Here is a 16,513-nt window from a genome sequence, read left to right on the forward strand (position 1 = left end):
GCGCTCGGCCAGCGCACCCAGCTCGGTCAACGGCGCCTCGCTGCCGCCGAAGCCGCCTCCGCCGCAGGGATCCGGGGTCAGGCCTGCTGGCGCGGTACGAACTCGAAGCCGCGCTGGCTCTCCTTCGCCACCCGGTTGTGGCCGTAGGTGTCCTCACCGGAGACCAGGACGGTGCCGTACTTGTCGAGCACGATGCCGCCGCCGTACTCGCTCACCTCTTCGGTGCCCGGGTAGACCTGGACCTGGGTGGGTACGAAGCGGGCCGCGTAGCCCATGCGGTAGTCCTTCTTGGTGCCGGTGTGCGGCAGCGAGGCGTGCATGAGCGTGGACCAGAAGATCACGCACTCGCCCGGCTTCATCACCAGGGGGAACGCCTGGGACTCGTCCGGGCTCCAGTTGGGGTCCTTCTGCAGCTGGCGGTAGTCGTAGCCGAAGAAGCCGCGCTTGATGCCGTCCTTCTCACGGGCGTTGAACGCCTCGGCCTCGTACTCCATGCCCTTCGACTCGTCGTAGTTCATGAACTTGTGCGTGCCGGGCATCAGCTGCAGGCAGCCGTTCTCCTTGGTGGAGTGCGTGAAGGCGGTCCACACGGTGATGGTCCCGCCGAAGGCCGGCAGGCCGTTCTCGGAGGGCCAGAGGATCTGGGGGCTGCCGCTGGCGTGCGCGAAGGTCGCGGCCTGGTGCCAGTCGGTGCCCTCGTCGCCCTGGTACTTGGGGAAGAACTCGCTGCGCCAGCACAGGAGGTTCGGGCCGAGGATCGAGGCGACCCGGTCGACGATCTCGCCCTTGAGGATGTGCTCGGACAGCAGGTCGATGTCCAGGTGCCGGTCGTAGTTGGAGATGCTGCTCGCCTTGCCCTCACCCACCGGGTAGATGGCGTGGGAGCGGTCGCGCAGCTCGCGCTGGATGGTCTTCCAGCGCTCCTCCATCTCCTCGACCTCGTAGATCTTGATGGGGCCGAGGAAGCCGTCCCGCTCGAACTGCTCCAGCTCGGCCGCGGTCAGGGTGAACGTCGTCTGCTCGGAAGTCGTCATCAGTGTCATCCGCTCTGTACGGGGGTGTTGGTGGGGTGGAGGACGCTGGCGGCGACCTTGCCGAGGCTGTCCTCGAAGAGCACCTCGATGTCCAGCTCGACGCCGAAGCGCTCGTTGATCCGGTTGCCCAGTTCGAGTGCGAGGGCCGAGTGGCCGCCCAGGTCGAGGAAGTTGTCCTCGGTGGTGACCGGCTCCTCGAGGAGCTCCTCGGCCCATGCCAGGATCAGCGCCTGAGCCTCAGCCAGTTGCTCTCCGCCGTGTGTCAGTTCAGTCATGCGTTGACAGCCGTTTCGTTCCATGACCGGGCGACAGCGGCCCGATCGACTTTCCCGTTGACCGTGCTCGGCAGTTCCGGCAGCCGCAGGTAGCGGGCCGGCTGCATGTAGGCGGGCAGTTGGTCCTTGACGTGCCGGCGCAGGTCCGCGGCGTCAGGGGCTCCGTCCTCGTCGCGGGCGACGAAGGCGCAGACCAGCCGGTCGTCGCCGGCCTTGAACTCCCGTACCTGGACCACCGCGTCGAGCACCCCCGGATGGGTGCGGACCACGGCCTCGATGTCGCTGAGTTCGATGCGGTAGCCGCGGAGCTTCACCTGGAGGTCGGCGCGGCCGATGTACGCCAGCGCACCGTCGGGCAGCCGGGTCACCAGGTCGCCGGAGCGGTAGTAGCGGACCGCCTCGCCGGTGTCCTGCTCCGTGACCAGCGGGTACTTGTCCGCGGTCAGGTCGGGACGCTTGAGGTACCCGTCGGTGACCTGCGGGCCGGCCAGCCACAGCTCGCCGGCCTCTCCGTCCTCGACGTCCCGGCCGTTCTCGTCGACCACCCGGAGCCGGAAGCCCGGCAGGGCGGTACCGATGACGGAGCGGTTCGAGGCCAGGTCGTCCGTCCCGACCTCGTGGAAGGTGGTGAAGACCGTGGTCTCGGTGATCCCGTAGCCGTTGACCAGGCGGGGTTGCTCCAGACCGTACCGCTTCGCCCACGGGTGGAGCGTCGCGGGCACCAGCTTCTCGCCGCCGAAGACGACGTAGCGCAGGCCCGCCAGGTCGTGCTCCGAGCGCAGTGCCGCCGCGGCGAGCGCGGTGAAGGCCGTGGGCGTCTGGCTGAGCACCGTGACGCCCGCGTCCACGATGACCTGGAGGTACTTCTCGGGCGAGCGTGCGGCCCAGTGCGGCAGCACCACCAGCTCCGCGCCCGTGGTGAGCGCGCCCCAGATCTCCCAGACCGAGAAGTCGAAGGCGAGGGAGTGGAAGAGGAGCCAGCGGTCCCGCTCGTCGAACTCGAAGGCCGCCCCGGCAGCGGTGAACAGCGCTCCCGCGTGGCGGTGTTGTACCGGGACGCCCTTGGGGGTACCGGTGGTGCCCGACGTGTAGATCACGTACGCCTCGGCGGAGGCGTCGTCGACGACCGTCAACGGCTCGCCGGTCGGGCCCTCGGCCAGTGCGGCGATCTCCGACTCGGCGATCACCGCGACGCTCGCGGTGTCGTGCCCCTCGCCCGGGTCGCCGATCAGCACGGTCGACTCGCTGTCGGCGAGGATGAAGCTCCTTCTGGCCGACGGGTGCCGGACGTCCAGCGGAACGTAGGCCGCCCCCGCCTTCAGGACGCCGATCATGGCGGCGATCGCCTCGGCACCGGGAAGCATCCGCAGGGCGACCCTGTCGCCCTGCCGCACACCACGGCCCTTGAGCAGCTGTCCGATGCGGTCCGACCAGGCGTCGAGCTCGCGGTACGTGTAGCGCCTGCCCTCGGCGGACAGTGCCGTGCGCCCCGCATGGGTGGAGGCCATTTCCCGGAACATCGCCAAAAGGCCGATTTCAGCCTCGATGGAAACAGATCGATCCATTTGAACCCCCCATTTCTGTTCTGTTGTACCTCAATTCACGTCTCGCATTACGAGACGCAATCCCCGGTGGCTGGTGGGCCGCTATCGACGCTGACACGCCACGGACAAGATCGTCAAGATCATGTGACATCCGTCACACCTGATGGACTAGTGAGCAATTTTCGGGGTTGACTCGCTCGCAGCTTGCGTCCCACTGCTCACTCCGAGTAGGCGGCGGACGCCGGGGGTGGCGTGATCCTGACGGGACGTCAGTGTGATCCGAGTCGCAGCCCCTGGGCCCAACTCGGCTTCCAAGGGGGAGACTTGGCGAAAATCCGACTACTCGAATCCGGACAAGCAGGACCTCGGCGGCGGACTCGGACCGCGATCGCGCTCACGATCCTGGCGCCGGCGCTCGTGGTGATCGCCGTATCACTCCAGGTGGCGGGGCCTGTTGTCGAAAAAAGCCCAACCGGAGCGGAATCATCCATTCTGGATACGGTCGGACACTTCTTCCTGGGCGTTTCCGCCGTCCTGGCCGTATCTCACATCATGGGACGTGTTGCCATTCTCTTGCGCCAGCCGCGAGTGACTGGTGAGATCGTAGGCGGACTTCTTCTCGGTCCCTCCTTCCTGGGGTCGGTGGCACCAGGGGTCGCTCACTTCCTCTTTCCTCCGGGCGTCGTCCCGATGTTCAACGGTCTGGCGCAGCTGGGCCTCGTGCTGTTCATGTTCGGAGTGGGGCAGGAGCTCGGCGCCATGCGGCTGCGTGGTGCGGCTCCGCAAGCCCTGCTGATCAGTCAGGCCTCCCTGCTGGTGCCGTTCGCGGCGGGAGTCCTGATCGCCCTGCCCCTGATGGGCCAGTACATGGGGACCGAAGTCCGGCCCGTGGCCTTCGTGTTGTTCATCGGCTGCGCGCTGAGCATCACCGCGTTCCCCGTGCTCGCGCGCATCCTCGGCGACCTCGGCCTCACCCGGACCAGGCCCGGGCAGCTCAGCCTGTTCGCCGCGGCGGTCGGCGACGGCGGCAGCTGGCTGATCCTGTCCGTCATCCTCTCGCTCGCGCACGGCTCGGACCCGACTGCCCTGCTGGGAAGGGCAGTTGCCGTGCTCGTGCTGGTCGCGCTGTTCGTCGGGCCGCTGCGCCGGCTCGCGACGAAGGTGCCCGACCGGACGGACTGGGCCAAGCGGGCGCCGAGCGCCGCGGTCCTGCTGGTGATCGCCGTGGGCGCGGTCTCCACCCTCACGGCGATGCTGGGCATTCACCAGCTCATCGGCGCCCTGCTGGTGGGCCTGGTCTGGCCGCAGGGGAACCGGATCGCGGTCGCGGCCGCCGCCCCACTGGCGTCGACGGCCAAGACCGTCCTCCTGCCGTTCTTCTTCCTGGGCTTCGGTCTGAACCTCGACCTGCGCTCGCTCCACCTCGACGGCGGGGCCGGCCTGGTCCTGCTGGCGCTCCTGGCCGTCGCGATCGTGGGCAAGCTGGTCGGTCCCGGCCTGTGCGCCCGGCTGACCGGACTGCCCTGGCGGGATTCGGCCGTCCTCGGAGTGCTGCTCAACGCCCGCGGACTGACCGAACTGGTGGTGATCCAGATCGGCTACCAGGCCCACATCATCAGCCAGCAGATGCTCGGCCTGCTGACCATCGTGGCGCTGGTCACCACCGTGATGACCGCGCCGCTCCTGCGGGCCGCGGGAGCGGGGCCCGCGCCGGAGGAGCCGGTCCCGTCGGCGGAGCCGGTCGAGTCCGTGCTCGCCGGGGCCGGCGCGGTCAGTGGGTCGCCCGCTGGTAGATCGCCGGAGTGATGCCGTACGTGCGCCTGAACCACCGGCCGAGATGGGCCTGGTCCGCGAAGCCCACGGACGCCGCGGCCTGAGCGGGCGTCAGGCCGCCGACCAGCAGCTGCCGCGCCCGGCGCAGCCGCAGCAGACGCTGGTACTCGCTGGGAGCCAGGCCGAACTCCGCCCGGAACGCCCGGTACAGGGCGAAGCGGCTGCAGCCGGCGTCGGCCGCCAGGTCGTCCGCGGACAGCTGGTCGAGGAAGCACTCGTCCAGCCGTTCGCGGGCACGCCGGGCCGCCCGACGCTGCGCGGTGCCGTCCAGGCCCCGGGTGCGCGGCGCCTTCGTCGACCCGCGTTCGGCCAGGGCCAGGACGGTCGCCGTGAGCAGCTCGTCCCGTTCGACGGGGCCCGCCCCCTCGACGAGCGCACCGTGCAGGCGGGCCAGCAGCGTGGTGAGCACCGGATCGGTCAGCACCGGGCGGACGAACAGCGGCATGGCTCCCGTCGTGCGGGCGGCGGCGTCGGCGAGGACGTCGCGGACGACCGCCGGGCCGATGTGCACGATCCGGTACTGGTAGCCCAACTCGGCTGCGGCCTGGCCGTCGTGGACCTCGTCCGGGTTGAACGCCATCACCATGCCGGCGCCGCTGGTGTGGTTGGCCCCACGGCAGTGGAAGCTCTGGGCGCCGAGGTCGGTGATGCCGAAGGAGTACGTGTCGTGGCTGTGCGGCGCGTACACGTGATTGCGGAAGTGCGCGTGCATGGCTTCCAGGGAGCGGGCGCCGTCCCGCCAGTACCGTACCCAGCTGCTTGCCGTTGACATGAACCCATTGTGGCCGCGCACCAGCGTTCAAGACACGGCCGGTGAACTCGAAGAAGGTTGGATCATGGGAACATCACGTCGGATGAGCAATCCGTACATCCTCCTCCTCACGACCATGGTGCTCTGGGGCAGCTCCTTCTCCAGCTCCAAGATGGTCGTGCAGAACGTGCCGCACTCGGTGGGTGCGCTCCTGCGCTTCGGCGGTGGCGCGGTGGCGCTGCTCCTGGCGGTGGCGATGTTCGGCAACCGCCAAGTCCGGGTGCCGGCCCGCAGCGGGTGGCTCGCGGCGGCCGCCGGCGTGCTGGGCGTCTTCGCCTACAACGGGTTCTTCTTCTGGGGCCTGTCGCTCGCCCCGTCCCTCGACGCCGGCATTCTCATTCCGGTGATGAGCCCGCTGCTGACCAACACCTTCCTGCTCATCACCGGCAAGGAGAAGGCGAGTTGGGCTCGGGTGACGGGGTTGAGCCTGGGGCTCGCGGGCGCGGCGGTGTTCTTCGTCGGGGCCGGTGGGCACGGATCGGGCGGTTCGTCCCGGCTGCTCGGTGACGCGCTCTTCGTGCTCAGCGCCGTCTGCTGGGCGGCCTACACGCTGATCGGCCCCCGGGTCCTGGCGGGCGTCGACCCGCTGCGGGCCACCACCTACGCGACCTGCGCCGGGGCGGTGCTGCTGGGTGTCCTCGCGGCGCCCGACCTCGGCGAGGTGGTCTGGTCGGACCTGCCCGCCGGCGTCTGGTGGAACTCCGCCTACCTGGCCGTCGGCGCGGCCGCCGTCGCCAACCTCCTCTACTACCGGGGCGTCGGCTCGGTGGGGCCCGCGCGGGCCTCGCTGATGATGTTCAACGTGCCGATCGTCAACACCCTGTGCGCGACCCTGCTGCTCGGGGAGTCGTTCGGCTGGATCCAGGGCACGGGTGCGCTGGTGCTGGTGCTCGGGGCGGTCCTGGCGGTGACGCAGGGCAAGCTGCCCCGCCGCGCGCCCGCCGTGCCGGCGCCGCCCGCCGCGCCCGCCGAGGCCGTGCCGGCGCCGAGCCCGGTCGAGGCCAGGACGAGCGAGGTCGGCCGGTCGGCGAGTTCCTGACGGAGGGTCCGGAGCGGAGCACACCGCGCGCGGCCGAGGTCCGCGCGTGCGACTGACGGTGGGTCAGTCGCACGCGCGGACCTCTGCCGCGCGCGGTTCCTCGCGTCCTCGGAGTGGCCACGCACGCCGAAGGGGCGCCCGGGAGGTGCTCCCGGGCGCCCCTTCGGGACGGGTCAGGCCTTGCGGAGCTGGAAGTGGAGGCCGAGGCCCTCGTCGGTGAAGGTCTCGGACTGCCAGTCGGCGGAGCCGGCGGCGAAGTCGGTCGCGAGGACCTCCTCGGCGACCAGGTGGCCGTGCTCGGCGATGGCCTCGACGGTGGCCTCGTCGGTGGCGCGCCAGCGCAGGACGATGCGGTCGGCGACGTCCAGGCCGGAGTTCTTGCGGGCCTCCTGGATCTGGCGGATGGCGTCGCGGGCGATGCCGAGCCGCTTGAGCTCCGGGGTGATGGCCAGGTCGAGGGCGACGGTGGCGCCGGCCTCGTTGGCGACGGCCCAGCCCTCGCGCGGGGTCTCGGTGATGATGACCTCGTCCGGGGTCAGCTCGACGGTCTCGCCGTTGAGCTCCACCGAGGCGGTGCCGGAGGACCGCAGCGAAGCGGCCAGTGCGGCGGCGTCGGCGGCCGCGACCACCTTGGCCACGTCCTGGACGCCCTTGCCGAAGCGCTTGCCGAGGGCCCGGAAGTTGGCCTTCGCGGTGGTGTCCACCAGCGAACCGCCGACCTCGGTCAGCGACTCGAGCACCGAGACGTTCAGCTCCTCGGCGATCTGCGCCCGCAGGTCGCCCGGCAGCTCGTCCCAGCCCTGGGCGGCGATCAGCGCCCGGGAGAGCGGCTGACGGGTCTTCACGCCCGACTCGGCCCGGGTGGCCCGGCCGAGCTCGACCAGGCGGCGGACCAGTGCCATGTTCCGGGAGAGCTCGGTGTCGATCAGGGTCTCGTCCGCCACCGGCCAGGTGGCCAGGTGCACCGAGCCGGGAGCGTCCGGGGCGACCGGGACGACCAGGTCCTGCCAGACCCGCTCGGTGATGAACGGGGTGAGCGGGGCCATCAGGCGGGTGACGGTCTCCAGGGCCTCGTGCAGGGTGGCCAGTGCGGCGGCGTCGCCCTGCCAGAAGCGGCGGCGGCCGCGGCGGACGTACCAGTTGGAGAGGTCGTCGACGAAGCCGGAGAGCAGCTTGCCGGCCCGCTGGGTGTCGAAGGCCTCCAGCGCCGCGTCCACCTCGCGGACCAGGGTGTTCAGCTCGGAGAGCACCCACTTGTCCAGCTGCGGACGGTCGGCCGGGGCCGGGTCGGCCGCGGACGGGGCCCAGTCGGCGGTGCGGGCGTAGAGGGCCTGGAAGGCGACGGTGTTCCAGTAGGTGAGGAGGGTCTTGCGGACCACCTCCTGGATGGTGCCGTGTCCCACCCGGCGCGCGGACCAGGGCGAGCCGCCCGCGGCCATGAACCAGCGCACGGCGTCGGCGCCGTGCTGGTCCATCAGCGGGATGGGCTGGAGGATGTTGCCCAGGTGCTTGGACATCTTCCGGCCGTCCTCGGCCAGGATGTGACCGAGGCACACCACGTTCTCGTACGAGGACTTGTCGAACACCAGGGTGCCGACGGCCATCAGGGTGTAGAACCAGCCGCGGGTCTGGTCGATCGCCTCGGAGATGAACTGCGCCGGGTAGCGCTGCTCGAAGAGCTCCTTGTTCTGGTACGGGTAGCCGTACTGGGCGAAGGGCATCGAGCCCGAGTCGTACCAGGCGTCGATCACCTCGGGCACCCGGGTCGCCGTGGCGGAGCACTGCGGGCAGGCGAAGGTGACCCCGTCGATGAACGGGCGGTGCGGGTCGAGCTCGGACTGGTCGGTGCCGGAGAGCTCGGAGAGCTGGGCCAGCGAGCCGACGCAGGTGAGGTGGTCCTCCTCGCAGCGCCAGATCGGCAGCGGGGTGCCCCAGTAGCGGTTGCGGCTGAGCGCCCAGTCGATGTTGTTGTTCAGCCAGTCGCCGAAGCGGCCGTGCTTGACGTTCTCCGGGTGCCAGTTGGTGGCCTCGTTCTCCCGGATCATGGCGTCCTTGACCTGGGTGGTCCGGACGTACCAGGAGGGCTGCGCGTAGTAGAGCAGCGCGGTGTGGCAGCGCCAGCAGTGCGGGTAGCTGTGCTCGAAGACCTCGTGGCGGAAGAGCAGCCCGCGCTCCTTGAGGTCGGCGAGGACCAGTTCGTCGGCCTTCTTGAAGAAGACGCCGCCGACCAGGTCGAGGTCGGCCTCGAAGGTGCCGTCCTGGCGGACCGGGTTGACCAGCGGCAGCCCGTACGCCTTGCAGATCTTGTAGTCGTCCTCACCGAAGGCGGGGTTGGTGTGGACCAGACCGCTACCGATCTCGGTGGTGACGTGGTCACCGTTGAGGACGATGTTGGCGCCTTCGAGCGTGACGATGGAGAACGGGGGCTGGTAGCTCCACCGCTCCATCTCGGCGCCGGTGAAGGACCGGCCGGTCTCCTCCCACCCCTCGCCCAGGGCGTTCGCCAGGAGGTCCCGCGCGACGACGATCTGCTCGGTGCCGTCGGTGGCGACGACGTAGGTCACCTCGGGGTTGACCGAGACGGCGGTGTTGGAGACCAGGGTCCACGGGGTGGTGGTCCAGGCCAGCAGCGAGGCGGTGCCCGCGAGCGGGCCGGAGGTGAGCGGGAAGCGGATGTAGACCGAGGGGTCGGCCACGGTCTCGTAGCCCTGGGCCAGCTCGTGGTCGGACAGGCCGGTGCCGCAGCGCGGGCACCAGGGGGCGACGCGGTGGTCCTGGACGAGCAGGCCCTTGTCGAAGATCTGCTGGAGCGACCACCAGACCGACTCGATGTAGGAGGGGTCCATGGTGCGGTAGGCCTGGTCGAGGTCGACCCAGTAGCCCATCCGCTCGGTGAGCTTCACGAACTCGTCGGTGTGGCGGGTGACCGACTCGCGGCACTTGGCGTTGAACTCGGCGATGCCGTACGCCTCGATGTCCTTCTTGCCGGAGAAGCCCAGCTCCTTCTCCACGGCCAGCTCGACCGGGAGGCCGTGGCAGTCCCAGCCGGCCTTGCGGGCGACGTGGTAGCCCTTCATGGTCTTGAAGCGCGGGAAGACGTCCTTGAAGACGCGTGCCTCGATGTGGTGGGCGCCGGGCATGCCGTTGGCGGTCGGCGGGCCCTCGTAGAAGACCCACTCGGGGCGGCCCTCGGACTGCTCCAGGGTGCGCTGGAAGACCTTCTGGTCCTGCCAGAAGGAGAGGATCTGGTGCTCCAGCGCGGGCAGGTCGACCTGCGCGGGGACGGAGTTGTAGGTGCTCATCGCGGGCGTCTTCCTCCGACGGATGCGTGGACTGGCTTCCGACGGAGGGACGAGACGGACAGGCCGCCCCGCGGTACCACCCTCCTTGGCCGCGAACTGCCGGTGCGGCCCACTTGTTTGGGTTTGCAGCCGGTTCTAACGGGCCGTCAGGCCCCTCTTCCGGCAGCTCCGGGGTGATCTTCCCGCCGCGCACACCCCCGGGCTCGCACCGTCCCCGGGTCGCTCCTGGCTGCGTACGTCGGTACTCGTCCCATCAGCGCCTTGCAGCGCTCAGTGTATCGGCCCGCACAACCGCTTTGCGTCGCACGCCGCAGGGGCGCCGCGAACGGCGTGGTTAGCGGGTGACGATCTGGGCACAACCTGGTCAGCATCCGGGCTGGGCGGCCGGCCGGGTCGGAACGGGTGGGAACCGGCGGCCGTATCGGTATGTCCCATTGTGGGGGGATTCGATGGGGATTATCGTTCCGGCACGGAAACCGCCGGGAACCGGCGGTTCGTTTCGTTCGTAGATGAGGTCGAAGCCATGGCTGAGAAGGCAAGTGGTGCTACCACCACCACCGCCGGCAAGCGGACGCACAAGGCCGTGGCGGGCGACTCAGGGGAGGGGACCGTGACCACTACACGGCGCAAGACCAGCACCAGCACCGGCAGGGTGGCCGCCACCAGCCGCAACCACGCCCCGGCGGGCAGCGGAGCGCGGGGCGCGGAGTCGGTGGACCCGGCGGAGCTCCCGGTCCGCCCCGGCGAGGACCCGTGGACGGCGGCCGAGGTCCAGGAGCTGCACCAGGAGCTGAACGAGGACGCGGCCCGGCTGCGCGGCGAGATCGCCGCCGCCGAGCAGGCCCTCAACGGCCTGATGCGGGACTCCAACGACGGGGCCGGCGACGACCAGGTGGACGCCGGGACGAAGAACATCAACCGGGAGAGCGAGCTGGCCCTGGCCAACAACGCCCGGGACAGCCTGGCCCAGACCGAGCGCGCGCTGGCCCGCCTGGAGGGCGTCGGCTTCGGCGTCTGCGAGTCCTGCGGCCAGGCCGTCGGCAAGGCCCGGCTCCAGGCCTTCCCGAGGGCGACGCTCTGCGTCACCTGCAAGGCCAAGCAGGAGCGCAGGTAGGAGATGTAACGGCTGGGCCACGGGGTCGGGCGGGTGCCGTACGCTCGACCCCGACGACCTGTCCACCCCACCCGGCAGCGGAGCGGATCATCAGCACCCCAGGTTCCCCCCAGACCCAGGACGACGCCGTCCAGCCCGCCCCCGACGCCGCGGAGGCCGCCGTGACCACCGAGCCCGACTCCGCCGCCGCGGCCGCCGCCGAGGCGGTGCGGCGGCGCCGGGTGAGCGTGCTGCTGGTGGTGGCGCTGCTGGCCTACCTGATCGACCTGGGCAGCAAGCTCCTGGTGGTCGCCCGGCTGGAGGGCCACCAGGCCATCGAGGTGATCGGGGAGTTCGCCACCTTCCAGGTGATCCGCAACCCCGGGGCGGCGTTCGGGATGGGCCAGGCGATGACGGTGGTCTTCACCGCGATCGCCGCCGCCGTGATCGTGGTGATCTGGCGGATCGCCCGCAAGCTCTACAGCCTCCCCTGGGCGATCGCGCTCGGGTTGCTGCTCGGCGGGGCGCTGGGGAACCTGACGGACCGTCTGTTCCGCTCGCCGGGGGTCTTCCGCGGGCACGTCGTGGACTTCATCTCGGTGCAGCACTTCGCGGTCTTCAACCTGGCGGACTGCGCGATCGTCTGCGGCGGGATCCTGGTGGTGCTGCTGTCGTTCAAGGGGAGCAACCCCGACGGGACGACGGCGCCGGCCTCGTCCAAGGGCGAGTAGCGCGCTCCGCGGGGGAGGGGAACGGGCGGGCGGCACGAGGGGCCGCACGGCCGTGGTGAAGCCTCCGCTGTGATCCGGCGGGGGGCCGGTCCGGCATACTCGTACGGGTGAGTACCGCACAGACCCGCAGCCTCCCCGTTCCCGACGGCCTGGAGGGCGAGCGCCTCGACGCCGCACTGGCCCGGATGTTCGGGTTCTCCCGGACCAAGGCGGCCGAGCTCGCCGCCGAGGGGAAGGTGACCATCGACGGCACCACGGCCGGCAAGTCGGACCGGGTGTCCGCCGGCGCCTGGCTGGAGGTCGAGATCCCGGCCCCCGCCGCCGCCGTCCAGGTGGTGGCCGAGCACGTCGAGGGCATGCGGATCGTCCACGACGACGACGACATCGTGCTGATCGACAAGCCGGTCGGCGTGGCCGCGCACCCGAGCCCGGGCTGGACCGGCCCGACCGTGATCGGCGGCCTGGCCGCCGCCGGGTACCGGATCTCCACCTCCGGCGCGGCCGAGCGCCAGGGCATCGTGCACCGCCTGGACGTCGGCACCTCCGGCCTGATGGTGGTCGCCAAGTCCGAGCGCGCGTACACCGATCTCAAGCGTCAGTTCCACGACCGGGTCGTGGAGAAGAAGTACAACACCCTGGTCCAGGGTCACCCGGACCCGATGAGCGGCACCGTGGACGCGCCGATCGGCCGCCACCCCAGCTCGGACTGGAAGTGGGCCGTCACCCGCGACGGCAAGCACTCCGTCACCCACTACGACCTGATCGAGGCGTACCGGGCGGCCTCGCTGCTGGACATCAAGCTGGAGACCGGCCGCACCCACCAGATCCGGGTGCACATGTCCGCGCTGCGCCACCCCTGCGTCGGTGACCTGACCTACGGCGCCGACCCGACGCTGGCCAAGCGGCTCAAGCTGACCCGCCAGTGGCTGCACGCGGTGCAGCTGGGCTTCGAGCACCCCTCGGACGGCCAGTGGGTCCAGTTCGCCAGCCCGTACCCGGAGGACCTGCAGCGGGCCCTCGACATCATCGCCTCGGAGAGCTGATGGGCGCCGAACTGCGGACCGCGGTGACCGAGGCCGACCTGGCGCTCGTCCGGGAGGTCCGGCACGAGGTCTTCGTGGTCGAGCAGGGCGTGCCGGTGGAGCTGGAGTACGACGAGCACGACGCCACCTCGGTGCACGTGCTGGCGGTCGCCGAGGACGGTACGGCGCTCGGCACCGGGCGGCTGATCCACGGCGCCGTGGCGCTCGGGATGACGGGCCGTCAGGGCCGGGTGCTGCTCGGGCGGCTCGCGGTGCGCAAGGAGGCGCGCGGCACCGGGCTCGGCGCCGAGCTGGTCCGGGCGCTGGAGGCGGCCGGGCGCGAGCAGGGCGGCACCGAGCTGGAACTGCACGCCCAGGTGCAGGCGCTGGGCTTCTACGAGCGGCTCGGCTACGTGGCCGAGGGTCCGGTCTACCAGGACGCCGGCATCCCGCACCGGACCATGACCCGGATGCTCTGAGCGCCCGGACGGTCTTCGGGGCCCGGGTGGACGTGGCGTCCGCCCGGGCCCTGCCGCTTCTCCGACCTTCGACAGAGACCCGGTCGTCCCGGGGGCGTACCGGACCGGCCGGCCCCGCACCGGAGAATGGTCCGATGCCGTCCTTCCTTCCCACCGCTCCGGCGCCGGACCGGCCGCGCTGGCACGCCTGCGCCGGGCCGCTCGGCCTCGCCGTGCTGGTGCTGGCCGCCCAGCTGGTCCTGCAGGGCCCCGGGCCGGCCGTCCCGGGCCAGCTGCTGCTGGGGGCCGCCGCGCTGGTGCCGCTGACGCTCCGCCGGCGCTTCCCGCTGGTGGCGTTGGCGGCCGCGGCCGCGGTGCTCGGCCTGTACCCGCCGGCCGGACTGCCGGCCGCCGTGGTGGCGTACTCCACCGCCAGGCGGCTCACCGAGCCGCGGCACCGGATCGCGGCGCTGCTCGCGGCGAGCGGTCTGACGGTGCTCGTCGCCACGGCGGCCGCGCCCTCGCTCGGGTACGGCGGCCACGCGTTCGGGCTCGGCGTCGGCGTGGTGCTGGCCGCCAGCACGCTGGTGCTGCCCGGGCTGCTGGGCGGGACGGGCGGGCAGGAGGAGCGGCTGCTGCGGGCGCTGCGGGAGCGGGCCGAGGCGGCGGAGACGGCCCGGCGGTTCGCGGACAGCGAGGCCCGGACGCAGGAGCGGTCCCGGATCGCCGCCGAGATGCACGATCTGATCGGCCATCGGCTGAGCGTGGTCTCGCTGCACGCGGGCGGCCTGGAGATGGCGATGGGGGAGCAGTCGCCCGAGCTGCGGGACGAGGCGGCCCTGGTGCGCCGCTCGGTCGGCGAGGCGATGCGGGAGCTGCGCGAACTGCTCGGCGTGCTGGGCCCCTTGGAGCCGGAGGGCGGCCCCGCCGCCGCGACCGGTGCGACCGGTACCCGGGCCGACGTGGAGGAGCTGGTGGGGGAGTCCCGCGCGGCGGGCGTCCCGGTGACGGTCCGCTGGGAGGGGCCCGACCTGGACGGGCGGCCGGCCCGGGTGCGGCACGCCGTGCACCGGGTGGTGCGCGAGGCCCTCACCAACGTCCACCGGTACGCCCTGGGGGCCGAGGTCACGGTGGCCGTCCGCCACACCGGGGACCGGGTCGAGGTGGAGGTGCGCAACGGCCTGCCGCCGGTGCCGCCGCAGGCCCGGACCGGGCTGGGCACCGGGCGCGGCCAGATCGGGCTGCGCGAGCGGCTGGCCCTGCTCGGCGGCTCGCTGGCGGCCGGGCCCTCGGCGGACGGCGGCTACTCCGTGACGGCCTCGATGCCGGCCGAGCCCGGACCGGCCGCGGTCCGGACCCCCGAGACGGTGCCGGGCGCCGGTGGTGCCGCCGCCGGCGGAGCCGGACGGGGAGCCGGGCGGGCGGTCGGCGCCCTGCTCGGGCTGCTGGGGGTCGGCGTGACGATGCTCTTCGGACTGCTGACGGTCTCGCAGGCCTTCCCGGCACCGGAGGACGGCGGCCGGACGCACCGCGAGCCCGCGCTCGGGATGTCCCGCACCGAGGTGGAGCAGGCCGTCTACGGGGACAGCGCGCTGGCCCGGGCGGCGGCCACCGGACGGGAACCGGTGCACCCCGCGGACGTGACCGGCTGCCTCTACTCGACCTACCCGTTCGGGGAGCCGCCCCCGGATGGCGGCGTCCTGATCACCCGTTACTGCTTCCGCGGCGAGACGCTCGCCGCGATCGACCGCTTCGCCGTGCCGACGGTGCCGGCCACACCGCCCCGGGAGAACCCGTGACCCTGCCCGCCGACCGGCCGATCCGGGTGCTGCTCGCCGACGACGAGGTGCTGGTGCGGCACGGCGTCCGGCTGATCCTGCGTCATGCCGAGGGCATCGAGGTGGTGGGCGAGGCCGCCAACGGCGAAGAGGCGGTGCGGATCGCCGCCGAGACCCGACCCGACGTGGCGCTGGTCGACGTCCGGATGCCGGTGCTGGACGGGCTGGCCGCGATCGAGCGGCTGCTGGCCCTGGAGCCCCGGCCGCAGGTGGTCATGCTCACCACCTTCGGCGACGAACGGAACGTCACCCGGGCCCTGCGCTCCGGCGCCACCGGCTTCCTGCTCAAGGACGAGGGCCCGCAGCAGCTGGTCAGCGCGGTGCGGGCGGCCGCCGCCGGGGACGCGGTGCTCTCGCCCGGGGTCACCCGGACCGTGGTCGAGCGGATGCTGGCCGGCGCCGCCGGGCCCGTGCCCGCCGCGCCGACGGCCCATCAGGAGCGCCTCGCCGCGCTCACCGAGCGGGAGCGCGAGGTGCTGGCGCTGCTGGGGGAGGGCCTGGCCAACACGGAGATCGGCACCCGGCTGGGCATCGGGGTGGGCACGGTGAAGACCCACGTCAGCGCCGTCCTGGTGAAGACCGGCACCGGGAGCCGGCTCCAGGCGGCGGTGCTCGCCCACCGCTCGGGGCTGAGCTCGTAGGGGCCGTCGCCTCTGCCGGAAGAGGGAGGCGCCGGTACGTCCGGGGGAGCACGGGCGGCCCCGGCTCCGGCACCGGGCAGAGCGCCGGGACAGGCCCTGAGGCCGACGGTACGGCCGTCCGGCGCTCCGAGGATGGGTGTCAACCACCCCGTCCCTGACCGGAGCTGACATGACGACGCACGCCCCCGCCCGTTCCCGCACCGCCGCCGCCCGCGCCGACCGGGGGGTGGTCCCGGCCGACGGCCGGATCGGCGACGAACCGCACGGGCCCACCGCCGAGGACGTACGGGAGCGGATGCGGCGCCTCGACACCGCGCAGCGGACCGGCTGAGCCCCGCCCCACCACTCCCGGACCCCGGACCTCAGGAACGAGACCACCACCATGCTCCGCACCGCCCTGCGCGGCCTGCTCGCGCACCGCGCCCGACTGGTCGTCACCGCCCTCGCCGTCACCCTCGGGGTGGCCTTCGTCGCCGGCACGCTGGTCTTCGGCGACACCGTCGCCGGTGCCCTGCGCGGCGCCGCCGCCAAGGACCTGCGCGGCGTGGCCGTCGCCGTCAGGGCGGAGTCGGCCCCCGACGGCGAGGGCCGCCGCACCACGCTCACCGCCGAACTCGCCGACCGGGTGCGGACGGTGCCCGGCGTCGCCTCCGTCCGTGCCGTGGTCGAGGGCACCGCCACCGTGGCGGCCAAGGACGGCCGCCCGCTGAACGCCGAGCAGACCCGGCAGAACCTGGCGGTCAACTTCTCCCCCGACGCCCCGGGCGGTGACCGGGACGGCCGCCACCCGCTGCGGGCCGGCCGGTGGGGAAGAGCAGTCCGGCGGTGGTCATGTCCAGGCGGGGGAACATCTCCTTGGCCACCGGCTCGTCCAGGAAGGCCGCGTAGAGGC

At 72.1% G+C, this 16,513-nt stretch carries 15 protein-coding genes; 10 read left to right on the forward strand and 5 right to left on the reverse strand.

What is annotated here, in order from left to right:
- Nucleotides 1-77 precede the first annotated feature (77 nt).
- Genes ACWEPF_RS37665 through ACWEPF_RS37675 form a run of 3 tightly spaced genes read right to left on the reverse strand, consistent with a single transcriptional unit; the run spans nt 78 to nt 2,817 of the window.
- Nucleotides 78-1,034 (reverse strand): chlorinating enzyme, encoded by a 957-nt coding sequence (locus tag ACWEPF_RS37665; RefSeq protein WP_452176175.1) that lies wholly within the window; start codon nt 1,032-1,034, stop codon nt 78-80.
- 5 nt (nt 1,035-1,039) lie between these two features.
- Nucleotides 1,040-1,309 carry an acyl carrier protein gene (locus ACWEPF_RS37670; RefSeq protein ID WP_345279710.1) on the reverse strand — a complete coding sequence of 90 codons (270 nt, stop codon included), beginning with the start codon at nt 1,307-1,309 and terminating at the stop codon, nt 1,040-1,042.
- Nucleotides 1,306-2,817 (reverse strand): amino acid adenylation domain-containing protein, encoded by a 1,512-nt coding sequence (locus tag ACWEPF_RS37675; protein WP_452176176.1) that lies wholly within the window; start codon nt 2,815-2,817, stop codon nt 1,306-1,308. Before ACWEPF_RS37675 ends, ACWEPF_RS37670 begins: the two co-directional genes overlap by 4 nt.
- A 588-nt stretch (nt 2,818-3,405) precedes the next feature.
- Between ACWEPF_RS37675 and ACWEPF_RS37680 the strand changes: the two genes are divergently transcribed.
- On the forward strand, nt 3,406-4,659 hold the full coding sequence (locus ACWEPF_RS37680; protein ID WP_452176185.1) for a cation:proton antiporter: 1,254 nt from the start codon (nt 3,406-3,408) through the stop codon (nt 4,657-4,659).
- Here ACWEPF_RS37680 and ACWEPF_RS37685 read toward each other — a convergent pair.
- Nucleotides 4,625-5,458: an AraC family transcriptional regulator gene (locus ACWEPF_RS37685; RefSeq protein WP_452176177.1), complete on the reverse strand. Its 834-nt coding sequence runs from the start codon at nt 5,456-5,458 to the stop codon at nt 4,625-4,627. The genes ACWEPF_RS37680 and ACWEPF_RS37685 overlap by 35 nt on opposite strands.
- Nucleotides 5,459-5,540: 82 nt before the next feature.
- Here ACWEPF_RS37685 and ACWEPF_RS37690 point away from each other — a divergent pair, with 82 nt between their 5' ends.
- Entirely contained in the window at nt 5,541-6,536 is a 996-nt protein-coding gene (locus ACWEPF_RS37690) for a DMT family transporter (protein WP_452176178.1), read from the forward strand.
- A 173-nt stretch (nt 6,537-6,709) separates the two neighbouring features.
- Here ACWEPF_RS37690 and ileS read toward each other — a convergent pair whose 3' ends face one another.
- Nucleotides 6,710-9,838 carry an isoleucine--tRNA ligase gene (gene ileS / locus ACWEPF_RS37695; RefSeq protein ID WP_452176179.1) on the reverse strand — a complete coding sequence of 1,043 codons (3,129 nt, stop codon included), beginning with the start codon at nt 9,836-9,838 and terminating at the stop codon, nt 6,710-6,712.
- Nucleotides 9,839-10,361: 523 nt separating this feature from the next.
- Here ileS and ACWEPF_RS37700 point away from each other — a divergent pair.
- The 8 genes from ACWEPF_RS37700 to ACWEPF_RS37735 form a co-directional block, all read left to right on the forward strand.
- Complete coding sequence (locus ACWEPF_RS37700) at nt 10,362-10,952, forward strand: TraR/DksA family transcriptional regulator (protein WP_452176180.1); 591 nt, start codon at nt 10,362-10,364, stop codon at nt 10,950-10,952.
- Between the two features lie 86 nt (nt 10,953-11,038).
- On the forward strand, nt 11,039-11,662 hold the full coding sequence (lspA, locus tag ACWEPF_RS37705) for a signal peptidase II (protein ID WP_452176186.1): 624 nt from the start codon (nt 11,039-11,041) through the stop codon (nt 11,660-11,662).
- 107 nt (nt 11,663-11,769) lie between these two features.
- On the forward strand, nt 11,770-12,705 hold the full coding sequence (locus ACWEPF_RS37710) for an RluA family pseudouridine synthase (protein WP_345289091.1): 936 nt from the start codon (nt 11,770-11,772) through the stop codon (nt 12,703-12,705).
- Nucleotides 12,705-13,163 (forward strand): GNAT family N-acetyltransferase, encoded by a 459-nt coding sequence (locus ACWEPF_RS37715; protein ID WP_452176181.1) that lies wholly within the window; start codon nt 12,705-12,707, stop codon nt 13,161-13,163. The genes ACWEPF_RS37710 and ACWEPF_RS37715 overlap by 1 nt, the downstream gene beginning before the upstream one ends.
- Before the next feature lie 134 nt (nt 13,164-13,297).
- Nucleotides 13,298-14,941 carry a sensor histidine kinase gene (locus ACWEPF_RS37720; RefSeq protein ID WP_452176182.1) on the forward strand — a complete coding sequence of 548 codons (1,644 nt, stop codon included), beginning with the start codon at nt 13,298-13,300 and terminating at the stop codon, nt 14,939-14,941.
- Nucleotides 14,938-15,621, forward strand: a complete 684-nt coding sequence (locus ACWEPF_RS37725; RefSeq protein ID WP_345289095.1) for a response regulator transcription factor — start codon at nt 14,938-14,940, stop codon at nt 15,619-15,621. Before ACWEPF_RS37720 ends, ACWEPF_RS37725 begins: the two co-directional genes overlap by 4 nt.
- Before the next feature lie 169 nt (nt 15,622-15,790).
- Entirely contained in the window at nt 15,791-15,952 is a 162-nt protein-coding gene (locus ACWEPF_RS37730; protein WP_452176183.1) for a hypothetical protein, read from the forward strand.
- Nucleotides 15,953-16,003: 51 nt separating this feature from the next.
- Nucleotides 16,004-16,513: ABC transporter permease (locus ACWEPF_RS37735; RefSeq protein WP_452176184.1), on the forward strand; the 510-nt coding region annotated here is incomplete at its 3' end.

The sequence above is a fragment of the Kitasatospora sp. NPDC004289 genome, assembly GCF_053602875.1.

What these genes read in the sequence shown, in the direction of transcription:
- ACWEPF_RS37670 (WP_345279710.1), bottom strand. Translation starts at nt 1,309, where the DNA reads ATGACTGAACTGACACACGGCGGAGAGCAACTGGCTGAGGCTCAGGCG.
- ACWEPF_RS37720 (WP_452176182.1), top strand. Translation starts at nt 13,298, where the DNA reads ATGCCGTCCTTCCTTCCCACCGCTCCGGCGCCGGACCGGCCGCGCTGG.
- ACWEPF_RS37730 (WP_452176183.1), top strand. Translation starts at nt 15,791, where the DNA reads ATGACGACGCACGCCCCCGCCCGTTCCCGCACCGCCGCCGCCCGCGCC.
- ileS (WP_452176179.1), bottom strand. Translation starts at nt 9,838, where the DNA reads ATGAGCACCTACAACTCCGTCCCCGCGCAGGTCGACCTGCCCGCGCTG.
- ACWEPF_RS37680 (WP_452176185.1), top strand. Translation starts at nt 3,406, where the DNA reads ATGGGACGTGTTGCCATTCTCTTGCGCCAGCCGCGAGTGACTGGTGAG.
- ACWEPF_RS37690 (WP_452176178.1), top strand. Translation starts at nt 5,541, where the DNA reads ATGAGCAATCCGTACATCCTCCTCCTCACGACCATGGTGCTCTGGGGC.
- ACWEPF_RS37665 (WP_452176175.1), bottom strand. Translation starts at nt 1,034, where the DNA reads ATGACGACTTCCGAGCAGACGACGTTCACCCTGACCGCGGCCGAGCTG.
- ACWEPF_RS37675 (WP_452176176.1), bottom strand. Translation starts at nt 2,817, where the DNA reads ATGGCCTCCACCCATGCGGGGCGCACGGCACTGTCCGCCGAGGGCAGG.
- ACWEPF_RS37700 (WP_452176180.1), top strand. Translation starts at nt 10,362, where the DNA reads ATGGCTGAGAAGGCAAGTGGTGCTACCACCACCACCGCCGGCAAGCGG.
- ACWEPF_RS37715 (WP_452176181.1), top strand. Translation starts at nt 12,705, where the DNA reads ATGGGCGCCGAACTGCGGACCGCGGTGACCGAGGCCGACCTGGCGCTC.
- ACWEPF_RS37685 (WP_452176177.1), bottom strand. Translation starts at nt 5,458, where the DNA reads ATGTCAACGGCAAGCAGCTGGGTACGGTACTGGCGGGACGGCGCCCGC.